Genomic DNA, 11,401 nt, shown 5'->3' with positions numbered 1-11,401 from the left:
GCCGGTCGAAGCCGACCGATGAACGATACAGGGGCGCAACGTCGTAGGTTCTCATAACCACATCCTCCACCGAGCAACGTGACTACAAGCGACGCCGGACACCGCGTGACCGGCGCCGAACTGGCGAGCCCGACTGGGCCTCGCACGCGCGTAACGCACCAGACAGGATACAGTTCCAGAGCAGCACGAGAAATTTGAGTGCTGCTTGCCAGCGGCATCAGCGCGCAGGCTGCGGTAAGGCCAGAAGGGAACCAGGTTTTGATTGCTCATGGGAATAGCTTTGTGAGGTTCAAAACCTCCCGCCAGCGATTCCGCCTTGGACACTCCGCCTGAGCTGGCTGAATGGCCGAGATGGGCGCTTAGGGGAAGGTCCGCTTTTCGGCAGTGAACCAACCCCGGCGATTGGCCCACTGCCGAGCTTCCTACTGCGGAGCTAGCAAGCATCCCGAGCAGTCACTCCACCCTCACAGTCCGCGGACGTCGATGAGCAGAGTGCCGCCGCGTTGGTACAAGCGCCACGTAATGCCGCGCTCACCCGCGTTCAGCGTCGCCACCGCCGTGCAGTACCGTTCCGGTGCCTTCGCGTCGTAGCTCACCTCTTCGATCTCATCGAGCGCCAGCAGCTTCATGCGTGTGAGACGGGAGTCCGCTCCTTCCTCGATAGCGCGGCGCACCAGCTCACGCGTTGTGCTCGCCGTGCACGTCGGAAAGCCCGTCGATGTGCGTGGCCAAAACAACCACAGCAGGAACAACAGCGCCGGAACCTTCCACCACCAGCCGGTCCAGCGCGTGCGTGGCCGGCGCGGCTTGAGCAAGCGGCGCTTCTGGTCCTCGTACTCAGCCTCGGTGATGAGGCCCCGCTGACGCAACTCGGTCAGCTTGGTCAGACGATCCGTGTCCATGATGAAGCAGCTCTCAGGTGAGCGTGCCGGCGCGTCTTTTTTTCACGGCGAGCCAGCAGTTGGAGGGAGGGGTAGGAAAGGGGTGCTGGCTCAGTACTCGTGGCTCAGCAGCACGGTGAGCACGCGCGCCGTGACGCTGCTGTCGGCCGGATCGGACGAGCCACGGGCGAGCGCACGGTCGAAGTAGTCGATCTTGAAGAACACCCGCTCGCCGGCAGCCTCCAGCGCACCGAAGTCGTGCTCGCCGTACGGATCGTTATCGGGGTCGAAGCCGTCGAAGGCCGCGACGGCGGACAGGATCGCCTGCTGACGCTCGCGGCCGAGCGCGACGATGCCGGCGCTGAGCACGAGCGTGCCGCCGCAGAGGGTGCGGCGCAGGATGTCGTTGAGCGCGCGAACGCGGCCCACATCGAGGATGTCGGTCATCAGAACCTCAGGATCTGGAAGAGGGTAGGGGGCGTGCACGGCGCCTCGCGCCCGTGCATCGGCTGCTCGCCTGGGCCGGGCTCTTGCTGCCAGCCCAGGCGAGCGAGTCTTGGGGAGCAGCTAAGCTTGGCTCGGCGGTAGCAGGGCGAGTTCGCTGGCTTTGCGCAGGATGGTCGCGTCGGTCGGGTAGTCGCGCCAGCGCAGGGAGAACACGCTGCCGTTGATGCCGATCACCTCGGCCTCCCACCAGCCCTCAGCAGGTGCCTCCAGGGCCAGCACGAAGCTGCCGAGACCGATCTCGTCGCGATCCTGCGGCAGCGGGCTGCCAACGAAACTACGGTCAGCTGGCCGTGGCTTGCTTTCGGGTGCGGCAGCCGCTGATTTTTCGTGACCGGAGCGCGCCACCGGTGGTGCTGGCTCGGCAGCAGATCGAGTGCTGGGTGCTTTGCCGACTGCAACCGGCTCGATCTTCTGCGGTGCTTGAGAAGGCGCCTTGGCTGACTGGCTAGGTGCGGTGCCGTTGCACGCCAGTACGACGAGGCGGCTGTAGAGCTCGCGCTTGACGAAGGGCAGGAATGCCTTGCCGCTGGCGAGTACGCGCCCGCGGCCGAGCTGCACCGCGAGGCTGCGCTGCGCCTCGTCCGTGAGCGTCAGCAGACTGAGCTGGCTAGTTCCAGCCGCCTCGGTCGCAGCGCGGGCTTGACCGGCATCGTACCAGCCGGCGCGTAGCTTGCCGGCCGCATCGCGACCGAACAAGACCAAGCTAGGAAGCTGCGGCTCGATGGGCGTCTCGGCGGCAGGGCAGGGTGGTGCGGTCATCAGAGGGCTCCTGAAACGACGAAGGCCCCCGGTGTGGGGGCCTTTGCGAATGGAATGGAGCGGAGCTTGCGCCGGTTTGCGCGAGGTCTTGATCGTTGTCGCCTGAGTCCCGCGGGCTGTGGCACGAGCATGCTCCCTGCTTAGCGTTTGCTGGCATTGCTGCTGCGTGGCAGCTCACCAGCCGACGTTGTCAGCATGGCCAATCAGCTGCGCAATGTCAAGAATATAATCCTGTAGCTTCGCCTCGCGGCGCAGAATCCGCACCTCTTCGAGAAAGATTGTAAGGCTGTCGTGAACGCGATCGTCGGCCGGATTGAGGAGGCGCTCGCGGCCGGCAACCGTGTGGAGATCCGCGGCTTTGGGGCCTTCTCGACCAAGAACATGCGGGCGCGCGAAGGCCGTAACCCGAGGACGGGCGAGAGGGTGGTCGTGACGGAAAAGAGGGCCCCCACTTCAGCCTCTGGCCATAGCTTCTGCAGCTCCGTCCGGCCCTGCGTAACCCATCCGCAGAGCTGAACGTGTCGGCAGTGCCGTTTTCACGCGAGGGCAGCGGGCCCTCCAACAACGGCAACTTCGGCTCCGTGGCCCTGCCCGTCCGTGGGGACGCCGATTAGGCGGTCAAGCCGAGGACGCCCGCACCTTCCACCTCCCGCCGAGGGACGTTGACCATGGCTCATCCTACCGATCCCACCTTCGGCCCGTACCCTCAGCAACCGCAGGCTGTCATTCCCGTGACGCCCGGCGGCGTTCCGCTCGGTGGCCCCTTCCGAAAAGCCGTGACAATCAATCCAGGCACGCCAGTGCAACCCGGCCGCAGTGTCCTGATCGCACCCTTCTCGGGTGGCCGGCTCTTCCTGAAACTCGCTGACGGCGGATCCATCGAGATCCCGAACCCTGGCGCGCAGCAGCGCATCGACGGCTTCGCAGTGTTGGACGTGAACACGACAGCCTCGACGGCCAACTCGCTGCCGACTGTGCAGGTGCTGTCCTGATGGCCCCGTCCAAACCGCGTGCACGCTGCCAGAAATCCAAGCTCACGAACGGCACCAGCCTGTTCCTCGGCGATGTCGACGGCCGCTCGGCCATCGCCCGGCGCTTTGGCGACCTCATGCACGAGCTGGAGTTCGAGCGCGGCGGCCCCGAGGCCATGACCTCCCTCCAGCGCCAGGCGGTCCGCGCCTACGCGGCGTTGTGCGTCGAGCGCGAGCGCATCGAGTCCGACATGGCCATGGGCAAGACCATCAACGGCGAGGCCTACGGCAAGCTCTGCGACCGCATGGACCGGCAGTCGCGCCGCATGGGTCTGCCGAAGGCCGCAGAGCGCCGCCCCCTCGCGCCGGGGGAGGTCTGCCCGTCCAGCCGACGCGCGACGCCGCTCCCGTCGTGAACGATGGCCTCGACGTCCACGAGCGGCGCCGTGTGGCTTTGCAGAACGCCTGGAGGGCCACCTGATGACCGTCGTTGCCCTGACTGACGCGAAGGCGAGCGCGCCTGTCATCACCCTTCGCCAGCGCATCGCCGATTCCCAGCCCTGACGAAGCCGACGAGCTCGGGTGAGGTGCGATCCTGCCTCGCCCACGTCCAGGCCGATCTCGCCCGCATGACGCGCGAGCGGACCAAGGCCGGGGCCGCCGCCATGGATCCGCTGGCGACGGAGGACGAGGCCACGGAGGCGAAGCGCCAAGTCGAGCCCCTGCGGTCCGACGACGAGCGCCTGAACACCTCGACGAGCCGCCTGGAGGCGCGCCTGAAGGAGGTGCTAGTCGAGGAGGAGCACGAAGCCTTCCGGCCGGAGTTCGAGGCGACCGAGCGCGAGATGGCGGCCGCGGTCCAGGCCTTCCGGGAGAACTACCCGCGGCTGGCGGGCGAGATCGCGAGCATGCTTTCACGCCTGCAAGCAGCTACCCTGGAGGCCAAGCGCGTCAACATCACGGCGCCGGCAGGATGGCGGAGGACGGTGAAAGGCGCCGAGACTCAGCTTCGCGGCAGAGCGGCTTCCTACGGAAGCACCCGCCGACAGGGTACAATGGCGGCGTGGTGGACGTGACGCCGCTCCGCACGGCCGTTCGGCTGCCCTTCTTGGCTTTCGGCGACCCGCGAGCCGAGCGCTGGACGTGGGTGAATGGTAGGAGCGACGCGCCGGGCATCTGAGGGGGGATCAGTGCCGATCGAGTCTGCGCGCCGCGCACTGTACCATCAAAGAACGTATTGTACCGGAATTAAGATAATAACGCTATCAATCCTCATCCTCAGCTGCCGCCTTTCCTTGATCAGGAAAAGCTTTTCCTTGTGTGATTTCCAGCCCTTCCCGATATAAAGTCGGAACTTTGTAATTTCCTTTAACCGCCTCAAGAAATCCGATTTCTTGAAGCGGTTTTACAATTGAACGAAGATCTCCAATTGGTGTACTAAGAGCAATCGAGAGCGAAGCGTCATTGTGCTCTGCTTTTCCGCCGCGAAATTTTTCGATAATAGGTGAAAGTTGCCCCGCCTCAGCCAGCAGCGTATCGTTAACTCGTTGCTCACTCAGCTGCTTCAACGCACGACGAAGTGACTCAGCCTCAATGATCGGGCTATCTGAACTGTATTGACGAGTTTCGCGCTCTTCAGTTCGCAGTTGGGCAAGCTTTGCCATTTCGATCAAGTCGATAAGATTCCGAGGGGGTTTGATATCATTACCATCGCGGATGCGTCTCATGGCCCAAGTCCAAGTTTTAGGCTTGCGCGTTCCCTGATCGACCTGGTCAGGAAATAGCTTATCGAATATTTCCTGATCAGAAACGTCGTTGATTTCAGCAGAACTGCAAAAATCATTGTTTTTGCGAATCCTGCGGCAGAGGAGATTGAGCAGGTCCTCCTCATCCCAGATGATTTCGAATTTCCTAGCATTTATGTGTGTTAGATTAACAAACCCCCCTTCGGTTACTCGCCGAAATAGATCGCGTCTTACAAATAACTTCAATCGGAAATTATTGAACTCCAGAAGATCTAAATAGGCCCGAAAAAGACCTCGCAACGCAGGTATTTCTACTTCCTTGAAGCCGTGGAACGCCTCATCAAGACGATCTAGTGCAATCCAGAGCGTTAAATTGGCTTCTCGCAGGCTTTCGTCGAGCTTACGAAGGGCGACCTCTACAGGAATCGAAGCGTCGTTCCGCTTTTCTCCAGTAGCCATGTCCACCTTTGGACCGAAAGTATATGAGCCCTCTGGAGAAATCGCCACTTGTGTCTCGGCAGACTTCCAGGCGAACAAGCCGCCTACCTTGCCTACGATGCGCCGGAAAATGTTTTGAGGAGGGGCCGTTTGCTCGCGCGCCTCCAGACCGCGAAGAAGCGCGTCCAGTTCACCCATTCCAGCAGTGAACTCGCCATCGTAAACATCAAGCAGCCAGTTGCCCGCAAGCGATAGGATGTATGCCTTCCAGAGACGCACGTACTCGGCTTCTTCAAGAGGTCCTTTCTCGCCGAGTTGAGTGAATATTGGATTTCCCTGTGGGTTGAACGCAGTCAGAACCTCGACATTCCTCAATTCCGGGATTTTTGCATAACGCTTGCTTAGGATGCGAAAAGCCGCTGTCTTGCCAGTGCCTTTATCGCCTGCAATGATGTCGGACCTATTATTGATCAACGATCGAAATGTTTCAGTTTCTACAAAGTACTCCTCGAGCTGCTCGTCAAATTCCGCAACCGAATTTCCGAGATCCAACCGCCGCAAAAGCTCCTTCACCGCAGGCATTTGCTCAAACTTCCTTTTCACACTCTAGTTTTTCTGAAGATCTTAGTGTTTCGCGGCCTTTATCCGTGATCGTAAAGCCGTCTCCGAAATTCGCGGAGATTTGCCGAACCTCTATTAGGCCTCGATCCTTCAGAAATCGAAACACTGCAGCCGGGCGACCCATGCGAAACGCCGGATTATGTGTTGTGTCATTGATCTGCTGAATTTCTCGCAGCCTGCGCAAAGCGGCTTGGCTGATAGCTTGCAGATTATGTTCAGCGCTCATGACCGGTCCATAAGCTGGCGAGCCATGAGTATGCATCATCTTCGGTTGTATGCCGATGCAGTGTTGCAACGATTGAACCGAATCGATTCTCACTCGTGAGTCACGCACCAATCGCATTAGCTGCAGCCTCTCCCTGCCTCACCCTCTTCGTCGATGAAGATGCATCCTGCTGTTAGTGCGGCACGTACCAGCCTTTGCCGATCGCGCGCATGGCGTCACCGCTCAATCCGGCAAGAGGCCGTCGCGTTGCTACCAGCCGGCATCTGTCGCTCTGCCGCTTCAAGCAGGTTGGCCGCCGCCCGCATGCACTTCGTCAGCGCGTCAGGACCGATGAAGCGGGCTGCCGGCGCCTGCCACGTCTCGGTCGGATAGAGGAACCCGAACAGCAGGATGGCCACGACAGGCTGCAGCATGCCTACTTCTTCTCCGGCCGCGCCAGCAAGATCGCCGTGCTCACTTCAGATAGCCGTCCGCCTTCAGGTGCTCGGTGAGCATCGTTCCGCAGTCTGCGCGCTCGCAAGATCCCACCCTGGCGATCAAGGCTGCCGCGAGAGGCACATAGACCCATCCCAGATCGCTGCCGAAGCTGACGCATGTTGCGAGTGGAGGGGCATGCGGGACATGCAAACAGCTACGCTTCAGCCTATTTCTCCACACCTTGGCGAAGCCCCGAAAACCGGTGTTCCCCACCCCACCTTCCCACCCCTATAGGGTGGTGAGGAAGGTGGGGAAACAGGGGATCGCGCCCCACCTCCACACCTGTCCCCACCTCACCTTGCAAGGTGGGGATGTCCTCGCCAGAGTGCGGCGGAGAGAGGTAGCGAGACATCGGTTCCATGGCATACGACGCTAAAGTCCTTGAGGTTATGATTGCTTCGCCGGGCGACGTGGACGCCGAGCGGCAAATTGTTCGTGAAGTAATCGCAGACTGGAACGCGCTGTACTCTCGAACACAGAACGTTGTTATGATGCCGATTGGTTGGGAAACACACTCGTCACCTGACCTCAGCGGAAGACCTCAGCAGCTTATCAATGACAGAATACTCTCTCATACCGATCTATTGATTGGAATATTTTGGACAAAAATCGGAACGCCGACAGGAACGGCGGCAAGTGGAACTGTTGAAGAAATCGAAGGGCACTTGGCGGCCGGAAAGCCTGTCATGCTCTATTTCTCAAATGCGCCTGTAAGGCCAGATAGCGTGCAGCCTGAACAGTACGAAAAACTGAAAAAATTCAAGAACTGGGCCTACCCTAAAGGCCTTGTGCAAACTTACGGAGACAAGGACGAATTTCGCGAACTATTAAGGAGACAGCTTCCTCTGACACTTCGGGACAACGCCTATACAAAATCTATCCTTCCCCAGGGCGCAACAGAAGCGCTCTCGGTGGCGGTAGAGACGCCTGGTTCCTCCAGCACTGGAGCCGAACTAAGTGCTGAAGCTAAGGCTCTGTTAGCCGCGGCGGCAGCGTCGGATGGCATGATACTAAGGCGGAGACCTCTCTCCGGTGTAAAGATCACCGCCGGTGGCCGGCAAATGAATGACGCCAACCACCGTTCCGGCGCCATTTGGGCAGAAGCGGTAGATGAACTTGTAGCTGCCGGACTTGTTCGCGATGTGAATGGATTTAGCGAAATATTTGAGATAACGGCTCTCGGCTACAAAGTGGCAGGCCCATCCGTCGAAACTGATGCCGTGCAAGTGGCCGCGGGCACTGCCACTTAGGGCCTCTAACATTACTGCTCAACCTAATGCTGGTTCACCCACTTCAACATACGGCCGCTCGTGCCCTTCGCATCCTTGCCGGTGACGACGAACATCGCGCTCCCGATCCAGACCTTCAGCATGCGCTTGATCCGCTCGCGGTGCTGAGGGTCGTCGGGATCGAGGTGCAGCGCTGCGGCAATCGGCCGGCCGATCCAGTCACGTGCCTGGACGTTCTCACGCCACTGCCCGGCGCAGACTGCAGCCTGTGCAGCCCGCAGATCCTCGACGCTGACCTCCGCCAGCGGATCCGGCCACTGCCATGGCTCAACGACGGCGACATGGTCGCTGAGGTCGAGCGGGCCATCAGGCCCATTGCCGCGAAGCGTGAACCTGGAAATTCAGCTCTTGGCGCCCTTGCCGGTGACCTGCAGCCACAGGCCACCACCGTCGCCGTACATGCCAGGCGACTTGGGTCGGGCCACACCCAGGGCGGAGAGCTTTCCCTGCACGCCATCACCCACGCTGCTACCTACATCGTAAACACGGATTTGGGCGAACGCCATCGAACCGCCGCGAAGAGCAGTTTCCGGATCGTGCAGGAGAATCAGTGATTTAGTGGATGACCCCGAACGGCTATGAACAGGTAAGCGGCGGAGACGGAGGGATTCGGCCCCACTTACATCTGCCAACGATTCCTACCCAAAGGTTAAGCAGCAAACAGCCGAGGAGCACCCATTGTGATGAACTCCCGTCGCTTGGCCGCGAGCACTTTCGCGTAGGTCGTTTCGATCATACGGACACTCGTGCCGCAATTCTCGGCCACCACGTTCAGCGGGACCCCGGCCTCAATTGCGCGCGAGATGTACGAGTGCCGCAATGCATAGAACGTCCCTGTCGGATCCAACTTCGCCGCCACGAGGGCTCGCTTCATCGGCCGCACCTGATGGCTTGGCCCCCAAGCTGCGCCATCGGTACGGGAAAGCAGCGGTGCCTCGTGTGGACGGTTGGATGCCAGACGCGCGAAGAATGTCACCGCCTCAGGTTGCAGGATGATCGTGCGTGCGCCCGTCTTGCCGCTTGGCACATGCAGGGTCTCGCCATCGGTGTCGAAGTGTCGGACTTGGCACGCGGCGAGTTCTCCGTAGCGAGCGCCGGTTAGGAAGCCGGCTGTCAGCAGATCCCGGAAACACGCGTCCTCACAGCCGTCGAGCAGCCGCAGCACCTCTGCTACCGTGAAATGCACTTCGCGCGGTCGACCCACGCGCTGAAACGGACGAACAAGGCGCCACGCGCTGTCATCACTCAAGCCGTTGGCCGGATCACCGATGGCGTGGTTCAACATTGCCTTTACGATGCTGAGCACCCGATTGGCAGTATCCTGGCTGCGACGCCGCTGCTCGGCATCTTCGTTCGTCCGCACCAAGCCGTCTCGCCACTCTTCGAGCTGACGGCGCGTCAAATCCGAGACGTGCTTGGCGCTGAAGCGCGGTAGGAACAGGCGATTGAGGCGCAGCCGCGCATCGTGCGCGGTGCGGCGATTCCGGATCTCGAGGCTGGCGAGATAGGCAGTCGCGGCGCGCTCGACGGTCAGCGGGGCCCGTGGCGCCGAGCCCGGCGCCGCACCGCGTGCCATTGCCTTGGCCAGGGTTTGAGCCTCCCAGAAGGTGAGAACGCTATGCGCATCGCTGTCATCGAAGTCATCAGCGACACCAATGCGCTTCGTCCAGGAGCTGCCGCGGCCATCAGCAACCCGCAGCACCCAAGTGCCGGCCGTCTCATTGCGGCGGTAGCCCAGCGAGATACCGGGCGCTACGCGCACATAGGCTGGCTTTTTGGCAACCGGCAGTTTGAGGCGGCTGGTGCGCGTCTCGAGTTTCGGAGCGCGAGTGCTGCGAGCCATGGTGTCCAGTTAGTGTCCCGTTTACGTTCCCGGATCGTGCCACATCGCGCCGGACAAGCCAATGCCCGGTCGAACAAAATTTCGTTTACTTTGAGCGGTTTAGATGGACTCAGCCGGACGTTATCGGACGATCTGCTACGCCCTTTCACGGCGAAAACACGGGTTCGATTCCCGTAGGGCGCGCCAATCATTTCAAGCACTTAGCTCGGATTGGCTGGCGCATCTCACACGTAGGTCTCACACAGCGGCCATCCAGGGGCGTGCGGCACGATCACGTGCGGCCGGTGTCCGTCGGCTTGGCATGCTCGATCAGTGCCGACATCTCGATCGGTGCGCGGAACACCGTCCCGTCGGCCGCCTCGACGTAGACATTCGCCGCGCCCATCCCGGAGAATGTCATGGCTCTCTCGGCAGCTCTGACGCCGATGTCGTGCTGCTCTGAGGTCGGCCCTGAGGGCGTGGTATAATGAACTGTGTAGGCCATTCCGGTCTCCTGCTAAGCGCTGATTGATGGATCAGCGGACGAGGCGACGCGGGGTTCCGCGGTGAAGTCCGTGGTTCGGTTCAAGGCGCAACGTCATTTGCTGGTCGCAAACTGTATCGTGCTGTTCGAGCGGCTCTCGGCTGGCAAGATACCGAAAGCATCCCTGCTGACGCGTGACAACGGCGAGGCATGGGCTCGGCGCCGTACCAGCGGAACTTCAAGGAGGCGCTCGCATGGGCGAAGCTCGAGAGCATCACCCTGCACGAACTCCGGCACTCCTAGGCTAGCGCGATGGTGCGCAACGGTGCTCCGCTGATCGTCGTTGCGGAGGCGCTTGGCCACTCAGGCACGCGGACGGCCGAGAAGCACTATGCGCATCGCGCGCCCTCGAATGTGGCGGACACGATCTGGCGGACGGCGCCCAACTTGGAACTGCCGACCAATCGCAACTTGAGCATGAAGGCGGCGGCGGCTTGGGCGTGTTGGGACTGAGGGGGGACATCTGCAGCAGCGGAAAATCTCGTGCCCGTACGCAATCCGACAGAGCTGCGAGATGAATAGCTTAGACTATTGCCATAACATTTGTTGATTTTGCCGCAAATTATAGTCTTAGCTAAGATGAATTGGCGCTGGGGAGCGTATTTACCGGAGCCAAGACCATGGCGGATCAGCCCCAAACCCACGAAGGCGCCGCGGCCAGAATTTCCTTCGACCTTCTGCGAGAAGCTTACATCGATCTCGCGCACAGGCTGCTGAGCATTGAAGAGGAGCCGGCTCGCGAGCTCCTGCGCAGTGTGGAGCAGCGGGCGGTCCTGAAGATCAGCACACTCTGCGACTCGGAGGCGGTTTTGATGCCCAATCCGGAGGTGCTCGCGGCAGCTGCCGCCCCAGTTTGCGCCGTTCTGCGGGAGGCGCAGATTGGTGAGCCTGAGCCCTTGTGGATGCGCTGGGAAGAAGACGATCATCGGCGCGTCTCTCCTTCAGCCCCTCGCGCCACGCAGTAGAGATCGTCCGTGCAGAGGCGTGCTTCGGCCAGGGACGGAGCGGCTCGGTCAATCACGTCGATGTGCTGGATCGGCGCGAAGAGCATCAGCCGGTTCCCGCCTCTCAGCGCACGGCACGAAATGGTACGCCGGGCCGAAAACTGATCCGTCTTAGGG

Annotated in this window: 13 protein-coding genes, 1 tRNA gene and 2 pseudogenes; 7 read left to right on the top strand and 9 right to left on the bottom strand. The window is 61.1% G+C overall.

What is annotated here, in order from left to right; translation table 11 throughout:
* Positions 1-464: 464 nt before the first annotated feature.
* The 3 genes from MOX02_RS27835 to MOX02_RS32490 all read right to left on the bottom strand — a co-directional run bounded on the left by MOX02_RS27835 (position 465) and on the right by MOX02_RS32490 (position 2,147).
* A complete protein-coding gene (locus MOX02_RS27835; protein ID WP_147029045.1) occupies positions 465-902 on the bottom strand; it encodes an SHOCT domain-containing protein in 438 nt (145 codons plus the stop codon).
* Positions 903-992: 90 nt separating this feature from the next.
* A complete protein-coding gene (locus MOX02_RS27830) occupies positions 993-1,328 on the bottom strand; it encodes a DUF3768 domain-containing protein (RefSeq protein WP_147029044.1) in 336 nt (111 codons plus the stop codon).
* A 120-nt stretch (positions 1,329-1,448) separates the two neighbouring features.
* Entirely contained in the window at positions 1,449-2,147 is a 699-nt protein-coding gene (locus tag MOX02_RS32490) for a hypothetical protein (protein WP_238179511.1), read from the bottom strand.
* Between the two features lie 243 nt (positions 2,148-2,390).
* Between MOX02_RS32490 and MOX02_RS27820 the strand changes: the two are divergent.
* The 4 genes and pseudogenes from MOX02_RS27820 to MOX02_RS27805 all read left to right on the top strand — a co-directional run.
* A pseudogene (locus tag MOX02_RS27820) lies at positions 2,391-2,663 on the top strand (HU family DNA-binding protein); the annotation flags it as partial.
* Positions 2,664-2,815: 152 nt separating this feature from the next.
* Positions 2,816-3,139 carry a hypothetical protein gene (locus tag MOX02_RS27815; RefSeq protein WP_147029042.1) on the top strand — a complete coding sequence of 108 codons (324 nt, stop codon included), beginning with the start codon at positions 2,816-2,818 and terminating at the stop codon, positions 3,137-3,139.
* Positions 3,139-3,534, top strand: a complete 396-nt coding sequence (locus MOX02_RS27810; RefSeq protein WP_147029041.1) for a hypothetical protein — start codon at positions 3,139-3,141, stop codon at positions 3,532-3,534. Before MOX02_RS27815 ends, MOX02_RS27810 begins: the two co-directional genes overlap by 1 nt.
* Positions 3,535-3,705: 171 nt before the next feature.
* Positions 3,706-4,194, top strand: a complete 489-nt coding sequence (locus tag MOX02_RS27805; protein ID WP_147029040.1) for a hypothetical protein — start codon at positions 3,706-3,708, stop codon at positions 4,192-4,194.
* 189 nt (positions 4,195-4,383) lie between these two features.
* Here the strand turns inward: MOX02_RS27805 and MOX02_RS27800 are convergent, their stop codons facing one another.
* The 3 genes from MOX02_RS27800 to MOX02_RS27790 all read right to left on the bottom strand — a co-directional run bounded on the left by MOX02_RS27800 (position 4,384) and on the right by MOX02_RS27790 (position 6,561).
* Complete coding sequence (locus MOX02_RS27800) at positions 4,384-5,883, bottom strand: P-loop ATPase, Sll1717 family (protein WP_147029039.1); 1,500 nt, start codon at positions 5,881-5,883, stop codon at positions 4,384-4,386.
* Between the two features lie 4 nt (positions 5,884-5,887).
* Complete coding sequence (locus MOX02_RS27795) at positions 5,888-6,148, bottom strand: hypothetical protein (protein ID WP_147029038.1); 261 nt, start codon at positions 6,146-6,148, stop codon at positions 5,888-5,890.
* A gap of 215 nt (positions 6,149-6,363) precedes the next feature.
* Positions 6,364-6,561: a hypothetical protein gene (locus MOX02_RS27790; protein ID WP_147029037.1), complete on the bottom strand. Its 198-nt coding sequence runs from the start codon at positions 6,559-6,561 to the stop codon at positions 6,364-6,366.
* 423 nt (positions 6,562-6,984) lie between these two features.
* Here MOX02_RS27790 and MOX02_RS27785 point away from each other — a divergent pair, with 423 nt between their 5' ends.
* Positions 6,985-7,875: a DUF4062 domain-containing protein gene (locus tag MOX02_RS27785; RefSeq protein WP_147029036.1), complete on the top strand. Its 891-nt coding sequence runs from the start codon at positions 6,985-6,987 to the stop codon at positions 7,873-7,875.
* 383 nt (positions 7,876-8,258) lie between these two features.
* Here the strand turns inward: MOX02_RS27785 and MOX02_RS32485 are convergent.
* Both MOX02_RS32485 and MOX02_RS27780 read right to left on the bottom strand, forming a co-directional pair.
* Positions 8,259-8,366, bottom strand: a pseudogene (locus tag MOX02_RS32485) (tyrosine-type recombinase/integrase); the annotation flags it as partial.
* A gap of 197 nt (positions 8,367-8,563) precedes the next feature.
* The gene (locus MOX02_RS27780; protein ID WP_147029035.1) at positions 8,564-9,757 is read right to left on the bottom strand and encodes a tyrosine-type recombinase/integrase; all 1,194 of its coding nucleotides are present in this window, start codon (positions 9,755-9,757) and stop codon (positions 8,564-8,566) included.
* Between the two features lie 94 nt (positions 9,758-9,851).
* Between MOX02_RS27780 and MOX02_RS31635 the strand changes: the two genes are divergently transcribed.
* Positions 9,852-9,943, top strand: a tRNA-Glu gene (locus tag MOX02_RS31635).
* Between the two features lie 85 nt (positions 9,944-10,028).
* On the opposite strand, the gene MOX02_RS32770 is transcribed toward MOX02_RS31635, so the two are convergent.
* A complete protein-coding gene (locus tag MOX02_RS32770) occupies positions 10,029-10,157 on the bottom strand; it encodes a hypothetical protein (RefSeq protein WP_280525364.1) in 129 nt (42 codons plus the stop codon).
* 743 nt (positions 10,158-10,900) lie between these two features.
* Here MOX02_RS32770 and MOX02_RS27765 point away from each other — a divergent pair.
* A complete protein-coding gene (locus MOX02_RS27765) occupies positions 10,901-11,245 on the top strand; it encodes a hypothetical protein (protein WP_147029033.1) in 345 nt (114 codons plus the stop codon).
* Positions 11,246-11,401: the final 156 nt, after the last annotated feature.

The organism is Methylobacterium oxalidis (assembly GCF_007992195.1).
GTDB classification, from domain to species: domain Bacteria; phylum Pseudomonadota; class Alphaproteobacteria; order Rhizobiales; family Beijerinckiaceae; genus Methylobacterium; species Methylobacterium oxalidis.
Note: the sequence above shows the minus strand (reverse complement) of the source record. Positions and strands in the feature narration are given on the sequence as shown.